The organism is Streptomyces sp. NPDC047525 (assembly GCF_040643025.1).
Lineage (GTDB): Bacteria > Actinomycetota > Actinomycetes > Streptomycetales > Streptomycetaceae > Streptomyces > Streptomyces durmitorensis.
Map to the genome: position 1 here is coordinate 596,619 of NZ_JBEYTL010000001.1, position 19,933 is coordinate 616,551.

The 19,933-nt window shown below is 70.3% G+C and carries 18 protein-coding genes; 9 read left to right on the top strand and 9 right to left on the bottom strand.

The window, feature by feature from the left end; genetic code table 11:
- Positions 1–100 precede the first annotated feature (100 nt).
- Both ABZ833_RS02870 and ABZ833_RS02875 read left to right on the top strand, forming a co-directional pair.
- On the top strand, positions 101–1,222 hold the full coding sequence (locus tag ABZ833_RS02870; RefSeq protein ID WP_361040148.1) for a substrate-binding domain-containing protein: 1,122 nt from the start codon (positions 101–103) through the stop codon (positions 1,220–1,222).
- A gap of 37 nt (positions 1,223–1,259) precedes the next feature.
- A complete protein-coding gene (locus ABZ833_RS02875; RefSeq protein ID WP_361040150.1) occupies positions 1,260–2,378 on the top strand; it encodes an ABC transporter substrate-binding protein in 1,119 nt (372 codons plus the stop codon).
- A 128-nt stretch (positions 2,379–2,506) separates the two neighbouring features.
- On the opposite strand, the gene ABZ833_RS02880 is transcribed toward ABZ833_RS02875, so the two are convergent.
- Together ABZ833_RS02880 and ABZ833_RS02885 are read right to left on the bottom strand one after the other, a co-directional pair.
- Positions 2,507–3,469, bottom strand: coding sequence for an ankyrin repeat domain-containing protein (locus ABZ833_RS02880; protein ID WP_361040153.1), 963 nt, complete (start codon positions 3,467–3,469; stop codon positions 2,507–2,509).
- Between the two features lie 65 nt (positions 3,470–3,534).
- Positions 3,535–4,482 (bottom strand): LysR family transcriptional regulator, encoded by a 948-nt coding sequence (locus ABZ833_RS02885; protein ID WP_361040156.1) that lies wholly within the window; start codon positions 4,480–4,482, stop codon positions 3,535–3,537.
- A gap of 230 nt (positions 4,483–4,712) precedes the next feature.
- On the opposite strand from ABZ833_RS02885, the gene ABZ833_RS02890 reads away from it, so the two are divergent.
- A complete protein-coding gene (locus tag ABZ833_RS02890) occupies positions 4,713–5,465 on the top strand; it encodes a sulfite exporter TauE/SafE family protein (RefSeq protein ID WP_361040158.1) in 753 nt (250 codons plus the stop codon).
- A gap of 98 nt (positions 5,466–5,563) precedes the next feature.
- Here the strand turns inward: ABZ833_RS02890 and ABZ833_RS02895 are convergent, their stop codons facing one another.
- A complete protein-coding gene (locus tag ABZ833_RS02895) occupies positions 5,564–6,502 on the bottom strand; it encodes an AraC family transcriptional regulator (RefSeq protein WP_361040160.1) in 939 nt (312 codons plus the stop codon).
- Between the two features lie 50 nt (positions 6,503–6,552).
- Positions 6,553–7,476 carry an NADP-dependent oxidoreductase gene (locus tag ABZ833_RS02900; protein ID WP_361040162.1) on the bottom strand — a complete coding sequence of 308 codons (924 nt, stop codon included), beginning with the start codon at positions 7,474–7,476 and terminating at the stop codon, positions 6,553–6,555.
- A 299-nt stretch (positions 7,477–7,775) separates the two neighbouring features.
- On the opposite strand from ABZ833_RS02900, the gene ABZ833_RS02905 reads away from it, so the two are divergent.
- From ABZ833_RS02905 to ABZ833_RS02930, 6 genes are all read left to right on the top strand, one after another.
- Entirely contained in the window at positions 7,776–8,123 is a 348-nt protein-coding gene (locus ABZ833_RS02905) for a DoxX family protein (RefSeq protein ID WP_361040165.1), read from the top strand.
- 173 nt (positions 8,124–8,296) lie between these two features.
- Entirely contained in the window at positions 8,297–8,812 is a 516-nt protein-coding gene (locus ABZ833_RS02910; protein ID WP_361040168.1) for a lytic polysaccharide monooxygenase auxiliary activity family 9 protein, read from the top strand.
- A 137-nt stretch (positions 8,813–8,949) separates the two neighbouring features.
- A complete protein-coding gene (locus ABZ833_RS02915) occupies positions 8,950–10,128 on the top strand; it encodes a serine hydrolase domain-containing protein (RefSeq protein WP_361040171.1) in 1,179 nt (392 codons plus the stop codon).
- A 393-nt stretch (positions 10,129–10,521) separates the two neighbouring features.
- On the top strand, positions 10,522–10,713 hold the full coding sequence (locus ABZ833_RS02920) for a hypothetical protein (RefSeq protein ID WP_361040173.1): 192 nt from the start codon (positions 10,522–10,524) through the stop codon (positions 10,711–10,713).
- Positions 10,710–11,321, top strand: coding sequence for a sigma-70 family RNA polymerase sigma factor (locus tag ABZ833_RS02925; protein WP_361040176.1), 612 nt, complete (start codon positions 10,710–10,712; stop codon positions 11,319–11,321). Before ABZ833_RS02920 ends, ABZ833_RS02925 begins: the two co-directional genes overlap by 4 nt.
- A 7-nt stretch (positions 11,322–11,328) precedes the next feature.
- On the top strand, positions 11,329–12,048 hold the full coding sequence (locus tag ABZ833_RS02930) for a hypothetical protein (protein ID WP_361040179.1): 720 nt from the start codon (positions 11,329–11,331) through the stop codon (positions 12,046–12,048).
- Positions 12,049–12,109: 61 nt separating this feature from the next.
- On the opposite strand, the gene ABZ833_RS02935 is transcribed toward ABZ833_RS02930, so the two are convergent.
- From ABZ833_RS02935 to ABZ833_RS02955, 5 genes are all read right to left on the bottom strand, one after another.
- Positions 12,110–14,968, bottom strand: coding sequence for an NHLP bacteriocin export ABC transporter permease/ATPase subunit (locus tag ABZ833_RS02935; protein WP_361040182.1), 2,859 nt, complete (start codon positions 14,966–14,968; stop codon positions 12,110–12,112).
- Position 14,969: 1 nt separating this feature from the next.
- Positions 14,970–17,255 carry an NHLP family bacteriocin export ABC transporter peptidase/permease/ATPase subunit gene (locus ABZ833_RS02940; RefSeq protein ID WP_249585722.1) on the bottom strand — a complete coding sequence of 762 codons (2,286 nt, stop codon included), beginning with the start codon at positions 17,253–17,255 and terminating at the stop codon, positions 14,970–14,972.
- The gene (locus ABZ833_RS02945) at positions 17,252–18,058 is read right to left on the bottom strand and encodes an HlyD family efflux transporter periplasmic adaptor subunit (RefSeq protein ID WP_361040184.1); all 807 of its coding nucleotides are present in this window, start codon (positions 18,056–18,058) and stop codon (positions 17,252–17,254) included. The genes ABZ833_RS02940 and ABZ833_RS02945 overlap by 4 nt, the downstream gene beginning before the upstream one ends.
- A 93-nt stretch (positions 18,059–18,151) precedes the next feature.
- On the bottom strand, positions 18,152–18,379 hold the full coding sequence (locus ABZ833_RS02950) for a type A2 lantipeptide (RefSeq protein WP_361040187.1): 228 nt from the start codon (positions 18,377–18,379) through the stop codon (positions 18,152–18,154).
- Between the two features lie 413 nt (positions 18,380–18,792).
- Complete coding sequence (locus tag ABZ833_RS02955; RefSeq protein ID WP_361040190.1) at positions 18,793–19,752, bottom strand: TauD/TfdA family dioxygenase; 960 nt, start codon at positions 19,750–19,752, stop codon at positions 18,793–18,795.
- Positions 19,753–19,933 lie beyond the last annotated feature (181 nt).

A 19,933-nucleotide genomic window follows, 5' to 3' on the forward strand; every position in this document is an offset into this window, starting at 1 on the left:
ATCTCGTTATGCATTGACTCCTTGACGCCGGGAACGCTCCGGGGTTGGCTTTCAGCCACCTCGGACCACAACGAAGCGGTCCGATCGAGGAAGTGGGCGAATGAAAACCCGTACGCGTGAAGCCACCGTCGCCGTATCTGTGAGCGCCTTGGCACTCTCGCTCGCCGCATGCGGCAGCCTGCTGGGCTCCGACGACGGCAAGTCGCAGACCGAGAGGAAGGGTGACGCGGTCACCATCGGCCTGCTCCTGCCCGAAGCGGAGACGGCGCGCTACGAGAAGTTCGACCACCCCATCATCGAGAAGCAGGTCAAGAAGCTCACGAACGGCAAGGGCAAGCTCGTCTACGCCAACGCCGACGAGGACGCCGCCAAGCAGAGCAGCCAGCTCGAGCAGATGGTCGCCGACAAGGTCGACGCGATCCTGGTGAGCGCGGTGGACGCGAAGAAGATCGCGCCGGCGGTCAAGAAGGCGAAGGAAGCGGACATTCCCGTCATCGCCTACGACCGGCTCGCCGAGGGACCCGTCTCCGGGTACGTGGCCTTCGACAACGAACTGGTCGGCCAGGTCCAGGGCCAGGCGATCCTGAAGGCGCTCGGCAGCGGCAACCGCCAGAACAGCAAGATCGTCATGCTCAACGGTTCACCGACCGACCCGAACGCGGCCGTCTTCAAGGAAGGCGCGCTCTCCCAGCTCCAGAACCAGGTGACCATCGCCAAGTCGTACAACACCGTGGGCTGGAAGCCGAAGACGGCCGGAACCCACATGACCGAGGCGATCACCGAGCTGGGCAAGGACAACATCGCGGCCGTCTACTCCGCCAACGACGGCATGGCGGGCGGTGCCATCAAGGCCCTCAAGGCCGCAGGCCTCACTGACCTGCCGCCGGTCACCGGCCAGGACGCGGAGCTGCCGGCCGTACAGCGCGTCGTCACGGGCGAGCAGTACATGAGCGTCTACAAGCCCTACCCCGAAGAGGCCGTCGGCGCCGCGCAGATGGCGGTCCGGATCGCCCAGGGCCGCATGGTCGAGTACGACGCGCTGGCCGGGGACAGGTCCGAGAACGCCACCACGAAGAACATCCCCTCGCTCCTGGTCTCGGTCCGCCCCCTGACGCGGGACACCATCAAGTCCACGGTCATCAAGGACGGCATCTACACGACCAAGGAGATCTGCACGGCCGAGCTCAAGGCGGCGTGCGCGACGGTCGGCCTCAAGGGCTAGGGGCTGGGGCTAGGGACTAGGGACTGGGGGCACGCGCATGAGTACGCCATCAACGCCATCGGGAACGGGGGCGGGACGGCCTGACGGTTCAGCCGTCCGGATCGGCGCTCTCGTTCCGCTGACTCGGCCTGGCTGGGTCGAGGCAGGCCAGCACTTGCTCGCAGGACTTGAGTTGGCCGTGTCCGAGGTCAACGACGCCGGCGGGATCACCGGAAGGCCGCTCGAGCTGGTGGTCCGGGACACCGCGGCCGATCCCGCGAGGGCCGCTGCGGCCGTGGAGGAACTGGCCGGTCTGGGCGTGGCCGCGGTGGCGGGCGAGTATCACAGCGTCGTCGCCCGCGCCGCTGCCGCCATGGCCGACGCCATCGGCCTGCCGTACCTCTGCTCGTCAGCGGTTCTCGACACGCTCACCGAACAGCCGACGGAGTGGGTCGCGCGCCTCTGCCCGCCGCAGTCCCGCGGCTGGCGGATCTACGCGGACCTCCTTCTCGACGCGGGCCACAGCCGCATCGCCGTGGCTGCCCAGCCGAGTGTCTACTGGGCAGCCGGGACCCGCATCCTGCGGGACTGCCTCACCCCACGCGGCGGCACCGTCGTCGAACTCGACATGAGCGCGCTCTCCCCCGCGGCCCTGTGCGACGAACTCGCCGACAAGGGCGCGACAGCCCTCCTTCTTCTGGTCGGCCACCCGGATCCCGCGGTGCCGATCGTCAGGTCCGTGCGCGGCGATCGGCGTCTCGCGGAGATCATGATCGGTGCTCCGGCCGGGCAGCCGGAGTTCGCCGAATGGGCGGCGCTGCTGGGCGACGAAGGCGCCGCGATCCCGTTCTTGCGCTATCTGCCCGAGCGCCTCACCCCGCTCGGTGCACGCGTCGAGAAGACTCTGCGCGAACGACTGGCCGAAACTCCCTCCTTCGTCGCCTTCGAGGGCTACGACGCGGTCACCGTCCTCGCCGATGTGCTGCGTTCGCACGGCACGGACCGGGCGCGTACTGCCGCGGCCTGGCCGCGCGTCGATGTCGAAGGCACCCGCGGGCGGATCCGGTTCTCCCGCACGCCGGGCATCAGCGTGTGGCAATGGGCTTCGACGCCCATCCAAGTCGTCGATCGGGATCCGGCGGAACCCGATCGCTTCCGGATCCTTCACGCCGGCTGAGAGCGGGAAGGCAGGGGGAGCGTCCGGAGGATCAACTGAAACACGAACGGACCGCAGCGCCACACCTTCAGCGCGATCAGGAGCATCTGGATCGGCGCCTGCCACGTACCAAAGGCAGCACCGCGCCCTTAGTGCCAATAGTCGCGCCGGGGCAGCTTGAGCCATATGTCGGGCGGGCCGGTGACGGCGCGGGCGTCGGTCAGCCGGAGACCGACGTGGGCGCAGGAGTAGGCCACAGCGTTGTGGCGGTAGAGATAGGAGGCGAGGACTTCCTCTGCGGAGTCTCCCTCGTACGGCCCGCCTCCCGGGTGCAGGTCCCAGCCTTCTCCGGCGCCGTCACGGAAGATGCTGCCTTGGTTGCCGCTCTTGGGATTGGCGTAGAGGCCGTAGCAGACGGTGCCCGCGGAGAGCAGGGCCTGCACTCCGGGCATCTGCGGTGCGTACCCCCAGGGTTGGGTGATGACGCAGCCGCCCGGCACATCAGTGGCGCCGATGATCTGCAGGGACTCGTCCATGTCGTACGACGAGGAGTCCTCCAGGAGTTCGTCCAGCTCGGGGTCTTCGTACGGCTCGGCCCCCAGTCGGCGGGCGGCCTCGGCCGCGCCGATCCCGGCCACACATGCGAGGCCCGTGCCCTCGTAGAGAATGTCCCCCAGTGCCGCGGTCAGCCGTCTGCCCTCCGTCGCGGCGGCGGACTCCGCCGGGGTCAGTCCGCGCTCGCCGGCCGGAACCCTGAAGAGGTCCGGGGTCGGCCCCGCGAGGCTGAGCCTGCCCGGGGACCAGCCGGCCAGCATGGGCCGCCACGGGTCGGCCCCCGCGGCCGCCAGGACGCGGGCGTTGTCCGCGCGATCGGACAGGACCGCGTCCCACAGAGCCGTACGGCCCTCGTCCTCCGCGTCGACGTCATCGACACGGCGGGCCAGTTCGGCGACCACCTCCGGTGAGCCGAACACGGCCGCCCGGTGCAGGGGGCGGCCACCGCTCCACACATTCGGGTCGGCCCCGCGCTCCAGCCGATCACGGACCAGCGCATGGTCCCGCCAGCCTTCCCAGCCGAGCCCCGCCCAGCCGTCTCCCTCGCCAACAGCCATGACTCTCCCCCCTCGTGGTGGCCGCAGCACCTGTCGTCGTGTCGTCGTCGGCCACTCACTGAACGCTACAGACGGCCACTGACAATCGCCTCCGACGCCTGCTCAGACGCCTGCTGGGGGACGCGTGCCCCCGGGCAGTTGTGGCTGACCGTGTCCGCGAACGCCTTGGCCAGCGGAGACAGCGCCTCCCAGCGGCGCACCGCCCAGCCCGTCCACAGGGTGGGCAGTTCCGGGATGGGGATCAGGCGCAGGTCGGGGTGGCCCGGACCGCGCCAGCCCGGCAGGTCGGGGACGATCGCGTGCCCCAGGCCGAGTTCGGCGAGCAGCAGGGCGGTGTCCCAGTCGGCGACGCTGGTGTCGGAGGCCGGGCTGATGCCGCGCTCGGTGAACCAGGCGTCCAGGCGCGCCCGGGATGTCGTGCTCTCCGGGAGCCCGATGAGCTGGATGCCGGCCAGGTCACCGGTGGTGATCAGCTGCTTCGTGGCGAGAGGGTCGTCCCGGTGGACGGCGAGCACCCAGGGAAGTTCGATGACGGGGCGCTGCTCGATGCCCTTCACGGGTGCGCCGAGGCTGATCCAGGCCAGGTCGAGGCCGCCCGCGATGAGCGCGTCGAAGCAGCTGCGGCTGGAGTGCGCGGTCTCGAATTCGAGGCTCACCTGGGGGTGACGGCGGCGGAAGTCCACGATCGCGTCGGACATGAAGTGGCGCACCGTGGTGGCGCCGGTGGTGATCCGCACCGACCCGGCCTCGCCGTGCACCAGGTCGCTCAGTCGACGCAGCGCGTGGTCGATGTCCCCCAGGCCGCCCGCCGCCGCGTTCTGCAGGAGCCGTCCGGCCGGGGTGGGCACGACTCCGCGCGGGTGACGTTCGAGCAGGCTGAGCCCCAGCTCCCGCTCCAGACGCTTGATGTGCTGGCTCACCGCCGACTGCGTACAGGAAAGGTCGCGGGCGACGGCGCTGAGGCTGCCCGTTCGGCAGACGGCGACGAAGACACGCAGATCATCGAGGGTCATGGAGGGTGAAGCTACAGCTTGGGGGTCTGCAAGGAAATCCGAGGATTGACTTGGGGGTTGGGCGGGCGGGACGATCATTCCGGGCCCAGGGCGGCAACCCGGCCCGGAGTACGCCTCATCCGGATGAGGCGTACTCCGGGCCGGGTGCCGACCCGCCGGCCCCGCACCAGTCTCTTCCGTCCCGGGCTGCCCGCACTCCGGTACGCCGACCGTCCCGGGAAGGGCGATCCATGTACGCACTCGAGGCGGTGGCCATCGGGGCCGCGGCCGTCGCGGCCGGCGGCATCAACGCGGTGGTCGGCTCCGGCACCCTGATCACCTTCCCCACGCTGCTCGCCTTCGGATACCCGCCCGTGCTGGCCAACGTCTCCAACACCATCGGGCTCGTCCCGGGCGTCATCAGCGCGGTGTACGGATATCGCGCCGAGCTCAAGGGCCAGCTGCCCCGCGTCCTCAAGCTCGGCCTCGCATCGCTCCTGGGCGGCGTGGCGGGAGCGGTGCTGCTCCTGAAACTGTCCGCCGACACGTTCCGCGCCGCGGTGCCGGTGCTGATCCTGCTCGCCTGCGTCCTTGTGCTGTTGCAGCCCCGCCTCCAGAAGTGGCTCGCGCGGCGCGACAGCCGGGGCCGGGAGGACGGCGGCATCCCCCTGTGGACCGGCGTGCTGGCCACCGGTGTCTACGGCGGCTACTTCGGCGCTGCCCAAGGGGTGCTGCTCATGGGCCTGTTCGGGTCGTTCCTCCGGGATGACCTGCAGCGCCTGAACGCCGTCAAGAACGTTCTCGCGGCGCTCGTGAACGGCGTCGCCGCGGTCATCTTCATCGCGGTGACGGCCGTCGACTGGAAGGCGGCAGGTGTGATCGCTCTCGGCTCGACCGTGGGCGGTCTGATCGGCGCGCGGGTGGGCCGCCGCCTCTCACCCGCCGTGCTGCGCGGGCTCATTGTCGCCGTCGGCGTGACGGCGGCCATCGCGGTCGCCCTGTGAGCGTGCCGAGGCCGTTCGGCAGTTCTGTGACCGCGCGAGCGGTTCTGTGACCGGGCGAGCGGTTTCGTGACCGGGCGAGCGCCGGTCCCCGGCCCCGGCTAGGCCGCCCTGCTCTGGCGCCGGTAGCCGCCGGGCGCCAGGCCGTACTCCCGCTTGAAGGCCTTGGCGAAGGCGAACTCCGAGCCGTATCCGGTGCGGGCGGCGACCGTCGTCAACGGGGCGTCGGACTCGCGCAGCATGCGGGCGGCGGTCGTCATGCGCCAGCGGGTCAGATAGGCCATCGGCGGTTCGCCGACCAGCGTGGCGAACCGCCGGGCGAACGCGGCGCGGGACAGGCCGGCCCGCTCCGCGAGGGATTCCACCGTCCACGTGGCCGCGGGGTCGTCGTGCATGGCCGTCAGGGCGGGCGCGACCGCCGCGTCGCCGAGGGCCGCCGCCCAGCCCTGCGCGGCAGCCGACGGCTGATCGTCCAGCCAGGCCCGCAGGATGTAGAGGAGCAGCGAGTCGATCAGGGCGGGCACGATGCCGTCCGAGCCGATGCGCGGGTTCTCCAGCTCGGAGCCGAGGAGTTGGACGGCGGCGCTCAGCTCCGGATGGCGCCCGAGCCGCGTCGGCAGGTGGATCACCTCGGGCAGCTGGCGCACCAGAGGGTGCGGTCGCCCCTGGTCCAGGTGGTAGCTGCCGCACAGCAGGCTGGTCTCGGCGCCCTCGCCGCCGAGCGTGACCGAGCCGATCGGTGAACCCCCGTGGAACTCCCCTGCCTTGAACTCCTCGGCCGGGGTGGAGGGATGGTCGGCGAGGACATGGCCCCGCCCGCCGCGCAGGAAGATCACGTCGCCGGGGTTCAGCGGGATCGGCTTCAGGTGCGGCAGGGCGTCGGGCAGCGGGACCAGCCAGCACGTCCCGTAGAGGACCACGTGGAAACCCGCGCCCGCGACGGGTGGCAGGTGCAGGCCCCAGGGGGCGCGGCCGTTGGTCCGTACGGACGCCGGGTGCCCGGTGCGCATCGAGGCCAGCGCCTCGGTGAGGATGTCCATCCGGCCTCGCCCTTCCTGGTGCCGTGTGCCGCCCGTGGCGGTCGGCCTGTTCAGACCGTCAGGACAATCTTGCCCTGTACGTGTCCCGTGGCGACCAGCTCGTGTGCCTTGCCCGCCTCTGCCAGCGGGAACGTCTCCTCGACGTAGGGACGGATCCGGCCCGCGTCGATCAGCTCGGCGAGCGCTTGGAGCCCCTCGGCGTCCGGCTCCACCAGGACACCCGCGAAGCGCCGCCCGGCGGCCTCGACGCGCTCGGCGAGCTGCCGGTCGCCGTGTTCCAGGATGCTGATGAGTATGCCGCCGGGGCGCACCACTCCGAGCGAGAGATCGCCCTGGGCCGTGGAGTCGAGGAACACGTCCACGTCCTTGACGGCCTCGGTGAAGTCGGTGGTGCGGTAGTCGATGACCTCGTCGGCCCCGAGGCCGCGTACGAAGTCGTGTCGGCCCGCGCTGGCGATCGCGATCACGTGGGCGCCGCGTGCCTTCGCGATCTGCACGGCGAAGTGGCCGACGCCGCCGGCCGCTCGCTGGATCAGCACCCGGTCACTCTCCTTGACGTCCGCCGCCCGCACCAGTCCCTGCCAGGCGGTGAGCGCCGCGAGGGGGACGGCGGCGGCGTGCACGTGGTCGAGTGAGGCGGGCTTGCGGGCCAGCTGGCGGGAGGGTGCGATGACGTACTCGGCGTACCCGGTGGCGGCGCGGGGGAAGAGCGGCATCCCGTACACCTCGTCGCCCACCGCGAACGTGGCGCCGAGGCCCGCCTCTTCGACCACTCCGGAGATGTCCCAGCCCACGCCGAACGGCGGCTCGCCGAGCAGCGGAAAGGCGCCGGACCTGACGGCCACGTCCGCCGGGTTGACGGCACTGGCACGGACCTTGACGAGGACCTCGCCGACCAGCGGCTTCGGTCGTTCGGTCTCCACGACTTCGAGGACCTCGGGTCCGCCGAAGGACTTCTGGATCACTGCGCGCACGGTAATTCTCCCTGGGTCACATGTCCTGCTGGGTGTTCTGCTCGGCTGCCGGGATGGGCCGCTCCGCCTGATGTCCTCAACCCTAGGGAGATCGAATGAGCGGCAGAATAGCCTTCTGTCTCGTCCACATGTCTCATCGTCTTGATGCGCGACACCCTTGGCCATACGCGCCCCAGGTCACACCGCGAGCGGCGTTCGCCGGTCACATTCCCGCGCCGCACTCCGTCAGAGCAGTGACGCACTCAAGACGCCCGGCCGGAACGAGTCCGCCAGGCATCCGCCCGATGGGAGCATTTCTGATGTCCACCGCCTACGTTGTCGTCACCGTCCTGGCCGCCGTCATGGTGGGCTTCTCGGCCGTCTCCGTCTTCCTCCGCGCCAAGTGGGTCGTGGAGCCCATGGCCGACTACGGCGTCCCCCTCGCGTGGCTGCCCTGGCTCGGCGCGGCGAAGGCCGCGGGGGCGGCGGGCCTGCTGGCCGGACTGCTCGTGCCGGCCGTCGGCGTCGCGGCCGGGATCGGCCTCGCGCTGTACTTCGCCGGCGCCGTCGTCACCGTGATCCGGGCCCGCTGGTACGCGCACATCCCGTTCCCGCTGCTGTACGCGGCGCCGGTGGTCGGCGCCCTGGCCCTGAGCTTTGCCGCCTAGGCCTCGGCCGCACCGTCCGCACCCCGGAGACCGCCCCAGCCGCAACTTCCGCACCACGCGCATTACTTGAAGGGTTGACTGAGCCCCGACAAGGCGTATGGTCTAGGCCAATGAGTCGACCGAGGCGCCCGGTTGCCTCTCGCCCCTCCTCCCCCCATACAGAGGGAACAGAGATGAACAAGAAGCAGAAGCTGGCAGCCGCTCTGGGTGCGGGATTCGCGCCCGTGCTCGTCCTGGCCTCCGTCACCCCGGCCAGTGCGCACGGCTATGTCTCCTCGCCCCCGAGCCGTCAGGCGCAGTGCGCGGCCGGCACCGTGTCCTGCGGCGAGATCACCAACGAACCGCAGAGCGTCGAAGGCCCCAAGGGGCAGACGACGTGCAGCGGCGGCAACGCACGGTTCTCCGATCTGGACGACGACGGCAAGGGCTGGAAAGTCACCGATGTCGGCTCGTCACAGGAGTTCAGCTGGAAGCTGACGGCCCGTCACAGCACCAGCACCTGGCAGTACTTCGTCGGCGGCAACAAGATCGCCGAAGTTGACGACGGAGGCGCCCAGCCGGGCGAGACCGTCACGCACAAGGTCGACTTCGGTGGACTCAGCGGCAAGCAGAAGGTGCTCGCGGTGTGGAACATCGCCGACACCGCCAACGCCTTCTACGCCTGCATCGATGTGAACATCGCGGGCTGATCCCCGCCCCGGGGTGGCTCCCCCACACCACCCCACCCGGCCTGCCGGGCCGCGGCGCCATCGCGCCGACGGTCCGGTGGGCCGGGCTCTTGCGTGCCATGACGCCCAAGTCCGGGTCCGGCTGGGATGGTGGTCGCATGGCCGATCTGCGCAGGACTCTGGAGACACACGTCAACAACGGCTCGGTGGCGGGAGCGGTGGGCCTGGTGGCCCGCGGTGACCGTGTCGAGGAGGTCGCGGCCGTCGGGTCCGTCGACGCCGAGGGCACCGCCCCGATGGCCAGGGATTCCATCTTCCGCATCGCGTCGCTGACCAAGCCCGTCACCGCCGCGGCCGTCATGATGCTGGTCGAGGACGGCCGGGTCGCACTGGACGACCCGATCGGAGAGTGGCTCCCGGAGCTGGCGTCGCCGAGCGTCGTCCGCGCCCCGGATTCACCGGTGGACGACGTGGTCCCGGCGGTCCGGCCCATCACCGTGTTCCACCTCCTCGCCTCCCGTACGGGATACGGGTTCCCCTCCGATTTCTCGCTGCCCGCGCTCGCGCCGCTCTTCAGTGAGCTGAAGCAGGGGCCTCCGCAGCCGCGGGCCGTACCCGCTCCGGACGCCTGGATGGCCGCGCTGTCCCACATCCCGCTCCTTCACCAGCCCGGCGACGGCTGGCTGTACAACCTCAGCTCGGACCTCCAGGGCGTGCTGATCTCGCGGGTCACGGGAACACCGCTGCCCGACTTCCTGGCGGAGCGGATCTTCGAACCCCTCGGGATGACCGACACCGCGTTCTTCGTGCCGCCGGGCAAGCTCGACCGGTTCACCAGCTACTACGCGGCCGGACCCGAGGCCGGGCCCGAGCGCGATCCCGAGACCGGGCTCGAACTGCTCGACGCCGCCGAAGGACAGTGGAGCACTCCGCCCGCGTTCCCGTCCGGCGCGGGCGGCCTGGTCGGGACCGTCGACGACTGGCTCGCCTTCGGGCGCATGCTGCTCGCCGAGGGGACGACGGCGGACGGGCGACGGCTGCTCACTCCCGACGCGGTGCGGCAGATGACCACCAATCAACTCACCACGCCCGAAAGGGAATCCGCCGGTCTGTTCCTCGAAGGGATGGGCTGGGGCTTCGGCGGCGCGGTGGACGTCGAGGCGGTGCAACCGTGGAGCGTACCGGGGCGCTACGGCTGGGTCGGCGGCACGGGCACGACGGCACACATCACACCGTCCACCGGCGCGGTCACCGTCATGTACAGCCAGTTGCAGATGGGCGGGCCCAGCTTCCCCGAGCTGATGCGGGACTTCTGGCGGTACGCGGCCGGGGCGTGAGGAAACCGGGCCCGCGCGGAGACGGCGGCGGCGAACAACCTTCTGACGCAGGGCGATTCAAGTGACCCGGTGACCTCGGTCACACCTGGGTGGCGGAATGAACACGGCGGGTTTGCGCAAATCATGGCAGATTGCTGCCCATATCGGCCGTTGCCCAGGTCGTGGGCATGGCGCAAAGGGTGGCGCGGACTGGCTGACGAGAGGCGAACTCGCGCACGATATTTGCCGTAACCGGAACTCTACTCGCCGTTAAAAAGTTGCGGTGGAGTGCTCTGCACGAACAGGCCCCCACAGGCGGTTTCCTTCTCGACAGGAGCAACGAGGCTCCAGGCGTTGGCAGTTCACGAGCGACGACGAGTTGCCGCGGCGCTGCAAGAGATCAAAGGGACCAAGGTGACACTCGACGACGTTGCCAGCCTCGTGCTGGCCTCGGCAGCGGCGGCACGGGCGTTCGCGCCCGATGTGCGCTCCGGTCTGCGGCGCCTTCTGGGTGCCGGGGTCCGGGTGGGTGCGGCGACCCTCATCGAGCAGCAGCCCGCAGCCCGCCCCACAGCTGCCGGCCTGGACGAGGGAGGCCGCCGATGACCGGGCAACCTCCCGACGACCGTGGCGAGAGCGCTCTGCGCGAGCCGAGTGAGGTGATGCCACCAGCGTTCTGGGCCTTCCATACGCTGTACCACCAGGCCTACTTCGAGTACGCCCACGCACAGTTGGGCGACGGGGCCGCCGCAGATCAGCTGGTCGACACCACCTTCGTCTTCCTGGCTGTCATCTGGCAGCAAGTCACCACCCAGGGGAATCTTGAAGCCTTCGCCTGGACCCTGCTCAAGGAGCGCGTCGCCAGCGAACTGGAAGTACAGGGCCGGGAGGCGGCCACGCTGGAGACCGTGGCCTTCGAACGCGCCACGCGGGCAGCCTGCGGCCCCATCATGGGGAGATTCCGCCAGGAATTCCGCGCGCAGGTTACCGAACTGGAGGACGGCCTGGGCCTCTATAAGGCTATGGCCCACCTGCCTGAGCGCCAGTTTGATGTGATGGTGCTGCAGTTCGCCCTTGGCTTCACCACGAAACGCACCGCGCTGGTCATGGGTGTGTGCGAGGCAACTGTCCGTTCCACCCGTCGGGCTGCCAAACGGAAGCTGGCGGCGGAGCTGGAGCTGGCGATCGGCGAGGACGTCGACGATGAGGAGTGAGTCCATCATGCGCCCGCAGGAACCGCGCACCATCGAAGAAGCCCTTGCCCGGGCCCGGATCTTCGAGAGCGACTACACCGCGGCACACCAGGCTGCTTCCCGACGGCGCATCACCGGCCAACTCCTCGAACTGCGCTGGATGCAGGCCTTGAGCGGACCCAGCGCCGGCTCGGCCCGCCCAGCCCGGACACCCCTGCTCCTGCACGAGCGTGCCGCCGTCGACCTGCGGGCCCTGTGCCAAGGCGTCATCCACGACGACGAGGCCGCCCGTCGCCTGGCCCACTTCGACACCATCCGTGACCCCGGTGGCGCGCTCGCCTTCGCGTGCCTCCTCGTCCTCGCCGAACGGGAGGAGGGGGCACAGTTCTGGCTCCAGTTCGCCGCCGGGGGCGGCGAGGCCACCGGCGCCTTATGCCTGTACCTGCTGCACCTGCGCCGCGGCGAATGGCGTGACGCCCAGCACTGGGCCCACCAGATGTCCGTTCTCGAGGACTGGCCCAGTCAGTACACGCCGGTGCCCCACGAGGTCGTCGACGCGGCCCCCGCCGCGGGCGGGGTGACCGTCTACATCAATCTGCCCGACGACGGGGCCGCCGTCTCCGAATCCGCGGTCAAGGGAGCCGTGGAGGATCTGGACGTCGACCAGGTCGGTGACTTCCGAGCCGTCCCGCAGCCGAGCCCGGAACTGGCGCACCAACTCGAGGATCTCGTCACCGCGGGCCACTGAGGCGCACCGGCGCGATGCTCCATGCGTGGAAACTCCTGCGTCGGCATCACGCTGAAAGGGCTCACTGCATCTGCCGCCGCACCAGCTCATGCAACCGCCCACCCGTGTCCGCCAACAACTGTGCGGGAGGCCCCTGTTGGACGACCCGGCCCTCCGACATGACGATGACGCGGTCCGCGTCCATCACCGTGGAGAGGCGGTGGGCGATGACGATGCGGGTGGCGTTCAGGGCGCGGGTGCTGTCGATGACCGTGCGTTGCGTCTCGTTGTCCAGGGCGCTTGTGGCCTCGTCGAAGAACAGGACGCGCGGGCGGCGGATCAGGGCCTGGGCGATCATCAGGCGTTGGCGCTGGCCGCCGGAGACCGCTCCGCCGCCGGAGATCATCGTGTGCAGGCCCATCGGCATGCGCTTGATGTCCTCGGCGAGGCCCGCCATCGCCGCGGCCTCCCACGCCTCCTCCTGCGTGAACGTCTCGGCGCCGCAGATGCAGTCCAGGATCGAGCCGGTGAGCGGCTGGGCGTTCTGCAGGACGACGCCGCACTGGCGGCGGACTGCCGCCTGGTCGAGGGCCGACAGGTCCTGGCCGTCGTAGAGGACGTTGCCCGAGACCGGCTTGTCGAAGCCGATCAGGAGGCGAAGGAGCGTCGACTTGCCGCAGCCGCTGGGGCCGACGACCGCCACGAACTCGCCCGGGCGGATGGCCAGGGACACGTCGTCCAGAACCAGGGGGCCGTCGTCCGCGTAGCGGAAGGACAGGCCGCGGGCCTCGATCTCGCCCTGCAGTTCACCCGGCTGCGTGCTCGCGCCCCGCACTTCCGGGGCCTCGTCGAGCACGGGCTTGATCTGCTCGAACATGGGCAGTACCGCGGCCGCCGAGATCAGTGCGCCGGTGAGCTGCGTGACGGATGTCAGCAGCATCGTCACCGCCGTGCTGAAGGTGAGGAACTCCCCTGCCGTGAGGCTGCCGCGGGCCGGGCCCGCGAGGAGGATGAACATGATGAGCGTGCAGAGCGGCAGGTAGACGGAGTTGAGGACCGTCGTCACGTTCTTGATGCGGCCCGCGCGCTGCTGGAGCTCACGGCTGCGGGCGAACTCCCCCGCCCACGCCGCGTACGCGAAGCTCTCGGCTCCCGCGACGCGGAGCTTGGGCAGGCCGCGCAGCGTCTGGAAGGCCTGGTTGTTGAGCTTGTTGCTCAGCTCGATCAGGCGGCGCTGCCAGCGCAGTTCCCACAGGCCCAGGGTCAGGAACACCGCCGCGATCACGAGCAGCATCGCCAGCGCGGCCAGGGCCAGGGGAACGCTGTAGAGCAGGAGCAGGACCAGGTTCATCGCGCCGATCGTGCCCGCCTGCAGCGCGACGGGGCCGATGCCCGAGAGCACCCGGCGGATCGCGCTGACGCCCATCGCCGCGCTCGCCAGTTCACCTGTGGAGCGGGAGGCGAAGAAGCGCGTGGGCAGGCGCAACAGGCGGTCCCAGACCGCCGGTTGGAGGGCGCTCTCCATGCGTCCCTCCATCCGCAGGATGGTGAGGTTCTGGAGCAGCATGAAGGCCGCCGAGACGATGCTCGTGATCATCACCGCCAGAGACACCTGGACGATGAGGCTCTTCTCGCCGTTCGGGACGAACACGCCGAGCACCTGGCCTGTAGCGATCGGCACGAGCGCCCCGATCGCGACCGTCACCAGACCGGCGATCGCCAGATTGCGTACGTCGCCGCCGGTGCCCCGCAGACTGAAGCGGAAGAGGTGCCACGGCGTCAGCGTCCGCTCCGGCAGCGGACGGTAGAACATGACCCCCTGCGGCTCGAATTCGTCCGCGTTGGTCTGGTCGATGCGCATGCGGCGCCCGGAGGTGGGGTGCACCGATTCGTAGCCGCCGCGGCGCCACAGCAGCGCGACCGGCTGCCCGCTGGCCGCGCGGTGCCCCACCAGCGGCCCTGTGTTCTCGCGCCACCAGCGCCCGTCGAGCCGGACGGCACGGGTGCGGATCCGCGAGGCCACCGCGACCTGCTCCACCGGGTCGATGCGGTCGCTCACCGCACCTCCCTCCGCGGCGCCGGACAGCGTGATGCCCGCCGCGTCGGCGACCAGACGGCAGGCCGCGTACGTCGCGTCGTCACCGCCCCGCGATGCGCTGCGCCGTGAACCGCCCTTGCCCGAGCGGCCGATGGAGTCGATCAGGGTGCGGTCGGCCTGCTCGCGGACCGTCTCGCCCGCCTTGATGCCGGCCGCCGTGCGGTCCTCGTGGGCCCGCTCCAGGCGTTCGATCCAGCGGTCGAGGGTGGAGAGCAGCCTGTACTGCTGGTTGACCATGCGCTGCCACATGGCGGCGTCGACGAGCAGATCGCCCGCGGCCTCGGCGCTGTAGGCGGAGCCGTACTGCACGCTGCCCGGCGCGACCGGCATCCAGAGGATGTCGTCGTCGGTCACCACGTCGTCGCCCATGGTGCGGCCGTCGAGCGGAGCCTCGAAGAGGACCCGGTGGCTGCGTCCGATGCCGAGCGCGAAGGCGTGCTCGAGCAGGCTCAGGGCCTGGTCCTGGGTGTCGTACTGAGTGGGGAACTGCTGCTCGTAGGCCCAGGTGTCGCCGTAGTCGGGGCGGTACAGCTCGCGCAGCGGGATGCGGCGCAGCTCGCAGCCCTGGAGGGGGCGGCCGACGAGGGTGTGCTGGGGGCCTTCGACGGGGCCGAGGAGCAGGGTGCCCGGTTCGAGGCGGCCGAGGAAGTGCCAGTGGCCCTGCTGCACGGCGTCGACCGCGAACAGGTCGAGCGCGCCGGCCACGACGAGCCACAGGACCTGCGGGCCTTCGAGGTGCACGCTGCGCAGGCCCGTGCAGTCGGCCGGTGTGCCGAGCGCGCCGAAGGCCGCGGCCACCGAATCATCGGTGTACGGGGTGTACTGCTCCGGTACCGAGGTCACCTCAGTGCTCCTTGACCAGGTCGGCGTAGGCTCCGCCGGCGGCGACGAGGTGTTCGTGACGTCCGCGTTCCACGACCTGGCCGTGGTCGAGGACGACGATCTCGTCGCTGTCGCGCACGGTGCTCAGGCGGTGCGCGATGACGACGCAGGCGCAGCCTCGGCGGCGCAGATTGTCGATGATGACCTGCTCGGTCTCCGCGTCCAGGGCGCTGGTCACCTCGTCGAGGACGAGGATGCTGGGGCGGCGGACCAGGGCCCGCGCGATCTCCAGGCGCTGGCGCTGCCCGCCGGAGAAGTTGCGGCCGTCCTGCTCGACGCGGCCGTGGATGCCGCCGGGCCTGCGGGCCACGACCTCGTACAGGCAGGCGTCCTTGAGGGCGGCGACGACGGCGTCGTCGGGGATGGAGGGGTCCCACAGCGCGACGTTGTCGCGGATGGTGCCCTCGAAGAGGAAGACGTCCTGGTCGACGAAGGAGACGGAGGCGGCGAGCGCGCCGCGCGGGATGTCCTCCAGGCGCTGTCCGTCGATGCGGATCGTGCCCTCCCAGGGGCTGTAGAGCCCCGATATCAGCCGCGAGACGGTCGACTTGCCGCTGCCGGAGCCGCCGACTAGCGCGACCTGCTGGCCGGGTCCGACCGAGAGGGAGAAGCCCGTCAGGAGCGGCTTGTCGAGGGGGCTGTAGCCGAAGGTGATGTCGTCGAGGGTGACGTGGCCCTTGAGGCGGCGGGTGCTCGCGGCCGGTTCGGGGCGCGAGTAGAGGGTGTCCACGGGGAAGTTCTCGACGTCCTTGAGGCGGGCGACGTCGGCGCCGAAGTCCTGGATGCGTCCGGCGACGCCGTTGAGGCGGGTGATCGGCGCGGTGAAGCGGGTGACGAGCGCCTGGAACGCGACGAGCAGGCCGATCGACAGGTGCCCTTCGACGGCGCGCAGGCCGCCGATCCACAGGATCAGCGCGCTGTTGAGCGTCGCGAGGGTCGGCGCGACGACGCCGAGCCAGGCGCTGGGCACGCCGAGGCGCTGCTGCTCCTCCAGGGTGGTGGCGTGCTGGCCCGCCCACCGCCGGAAGTAGCCGTTCTCACCGCCGGTGGCCTTCATGGTCTCGATCAACTGCAGGCCGGTGTACGAGGTGTTGGTGAGCTTGGCGCTGTCGGCGCGCAGCTTCTGGGTCCCGGTGGCCCGCAGCCGGATGACGATGCGCATCGCGACGATGTTCAGCAGGGCGATGCCGACGCCGACGAGGGTGAGCTGGGGGTCGTACGTCCACAGCAGGGCCGCGTAGAGCAGCACGACGATGCCGTCGACGCCCGCGGCCGTGAGGTCGCGGGCCAGGGTCTCGGCGACCGCGTCGTTCGACGCGAGGCGCTGGACGAGGTCGGCGGGGCTGCGCTGGGCGTAGAACGTGACGGGCAGGCGCAGCAGATGGCGCAGGAAGCGGGCACTGCTCAGCGTGGAGGAGATGATGCGCCCGCGCAGCAGGTTCGCCTGTTGCAGCCAGGTCAGGACCACCGTGAGCGCGACCATCGCGCCCATCGACGCGAACAGCGCGCCGAGCAGGGAGGTCTGATCACCGATCAGGAACAGGTCGATGTACGTGCGGCTGAGCGCGGGCAGCGCCGCGCCGACCGCGACGAGCAGCAGGCTGGCGAAGAGCGCGGCGAGCATGGTGCCCGTGGTGCCGCGAAGGCGTGCGGGGAGCGCCCGCATGACGCCGGGCCTGCGCCCTCCGGTGCGGAAGTTCTCGCCGGGTTCGAGGACCAGGACGACGCCCGTGAAGCTGGTGTCGAAGTCCTCCGAGGGGACGAAGCGCCGCCCCTTGTCCGGGTCGTTGATGTGCACGCCGCGGCGGCCCAGGCGGCGCCCCATGCCGTCGTAGACGACGTAGTGGTTGAACTCCCAGAAGAGGATCGCGGGCGCCTTCACCTCGGCGAGCGCGGCCGGTTCCATCTGCATGCCCTTGGCCGTGAGGCCGTAACTGCGCGCCGCCTTCAGGAGGTTGCTGGCCCGCGAGCCGTCGCGCGACACGCCGCAGGCGATGCGCAGCTCCTCCAGCGGGACGTGCCGTCCGTAGTGGGCGAGGACCATGGCGAGCGCGGCGGCGCCGCACTCCACGGCCTCCATCTGCAGGACGGTGGGGGTCCGTACGGTCTTCTGCCGCTTGCCCTTCGACGCGGGGCGCGGTGCGGCGCGGCGGCGGTTGCGCTGCGGGGGCTCGGGGCGGTGCCTGCGTCGGCCGCCGGGGGGCGGCAGTTGCTGCTGGTGCGCCGGTGAGGGGTGCGGTGCGGTCACGGAAGCAGCCAATCGATCGGGCGCTGCTCGGCGAGGTGGAAGGCGCCGGTGGCCAGGGTCATGGAGTCGAGCGCGAAGGGCGGGCCGCCGTCGGACGACCACTTGTAGCCGGACTTGGCGGACGAGGAACGTTCGAGCTGCACCAGGACGCCTACGGGCGGCCCGTCCTTGGTGAACTGCCCGGCCAGTTCCTTGTCGCCGAGGAACCCGCTGATCTTCTGTTCGCTCTGCGCGGCTCGTCCGATCGCCTTCACACGGCCTCGCAGCGTGCCGTACTCCTGCGTGGGCACGGACTGGACCGTGAGATCCACCGAGGCGCCGACGGGGACGGTGGCCGCGCTGTCCGCGGGTACGTAGATCATCGCGAGGAGGGGGTCGTCGCTGCCCGAGACCCGCTCGACGTTCGCGACGTCGGCGCCGGTGGTGACGACGGTGCCGATCCTGGCGACCAGCGTGGTCACACGGCCGGCGGCGATGGAGCGTACGACCTTGTCGCCCTGGTCCGTACGGACCTTGAGCACGGGAGCGCCCGCGGCGATCCGTTTGCCCTCTTCGGCCAGGACGCGGGTCACCTGTCCGGTGACGGGGCTCTGCAGGACGTAACTGCCCTGGCCGTGGGTGAGGATGCCGGGTGCCTTGAGCGTGGAGGAGATCGAGCCGGTCACGGCCCAGACACTCGCCGCGGCCATGACGATGACGGTGACAGCGAGCACGAGCAGGCCCTGGGGTCGGGCGTAGCGCACCGGCAGGTCGAGTTCCTCGGGCGACTGCAGCTTGGACAGGGCCTGTTGGCGGAACTGCACGGAACGCTTCCCTTACCTTGCCTGTGGCGTCCGTGAGCCCCGGAACCAATGGTTCCGGGGCTCACGAATCATGGCGTCTCAGTGAGCTGGAGCTCAGAGACCAGCGGTCAGGCCGCCGGCCAGACCCGTGACGGCGCCGGTGTTGAGACCGGTGACACCCTCGACGGTGCCGACGACGCCGCCGACGACGCCCGAGACCGGGGCGATGGAGTCAACGGTGTCCGTGACGTTGCCCGCGACACCGGCGACGAGGCCACCGGAGACGTTGTCGAGGTCGGCGTCGGAAATCTCGAGGGTCTCGACCTGGGGGGTGTAGTTCATGGTGTGAGCTGCCCTTCTCATGAATGTTGCAAAGGTGTTTCCAACACTGCGGAACTTGATGTGCGAATTCCGCGGTGGCCAGGATCAAAGCACGTTCGCACGTCGTACATCCAATCGACGAGGCGGCAGCCGACGGCGCCTGTGGCATCGAATCACCGCTGCGTGCAGGCATGTTCACCGCTCGGGAGCAGCTCCTTCACAAGATTCACAGAAGGAAATCCTGCGAGCGGAAGGACTCCCTCCACCAAAGCGGACACTCTCGCACCAAAGCGCAAGTTCTGTGGTCAATGCACGAGACTTTGCGTGGAGTGTTCGCCGAATAGCGTGACTGGGCTGCGTATTCGATGTGCAGGTTTATTGAAGGCGTGCCGAATCATCGCCGAAGGGGACACGGCCCGACGGGCTCCGGCGGCTCAGACCTCCGCCACCGCACCGTCGGTCGAGGCGCCGGAGGCGATTCCGTGGCCGGGCTCCGGCACCGACTCCGGGGCGAGCAGCACCGAGCGGCGGCCGTCGACGCCGACCGGCACGTCGCCGTCGATGGTGACGCGGCGCAGGGTGCGCTCGTGGTCGTCGGAGTCGTCGACTCCGTAGTGCTGCGTCGCGCGGTTGTCCCAGATGGCGACGTCGCCCGCGCGCCACTGCCAGCGGACCGTGTTCTCCGGCCGCTCCACATGTGACTGGAGTACGCCGATCAGGGCGCGGGAATCGGCGGCCCGGAACCCGCTGAGCTTCTGCAGGAAGTTGCCCAGGATCAGGGTGCGTTCACCGGTCTCCGGGTGCACGCGGACCACGGGGTGCTCGGTCTGGAACGTGACGGCGGTGAACACCTTCCGGTGCTGTTCGAGCGCCGCCGAGGAGGCGCCGGGGCGGGTGGCCGCGTAGTCGTAGTCGTTGGTGTGCACGCCGCGCACGCTGTCGGCGAGGGTGCGCAGCGGCTCGGGCAGGTCCCGGTACGCGGCGGCCGTGTTGGACCACAGGGTGTTGCCGCCGTAGGGCGGGATGACCTCGGCGCGCAGGATGGAGAACGCCGGGTAGGCGGGCACGAACGTGACGTCCGTGTGCCACTGGTTGGCTCGGCCGCCGCGTTCGTTGTCGATGCCGAGGGCGTAACGGCCGTCAACGGAGGGCACGGTGGGGTGGGCGACGGGGGTGCCGAGCAGCCGGGCGAAGGCCTCGTGGCTCTCCCCGTCGAGGTGCTGCTGGTCGCGGAAGAAGACGACCTTGTGCTCCAGGAGCGCGGCACGTACGGCGGCCACGGTCACCTCGTCCAGGTCACCGCCGAGCCGGACTCCGGAGATCACCGCGCCGATGCGGCCGCCGACTTTCTGGACGGTGAGGGTGGGGCTCTGCACTACAGGTGCGGACGTCATGGGTTGGAATCCCTTCGGTGGGGCGGGCGTTAGATGCTCTCGGAGCGGAATGAAATCAGCGCAGGTCAGACGGCATCGCTGCCCGAGCGAGGTGAGACGCGAGGGCGCGAGGACGCACGGCTGAGAGGCTGCGGGGCAGCGGCAGAGACGAGAGAAGCGGCGGTCAGGCCACGCGCAGACG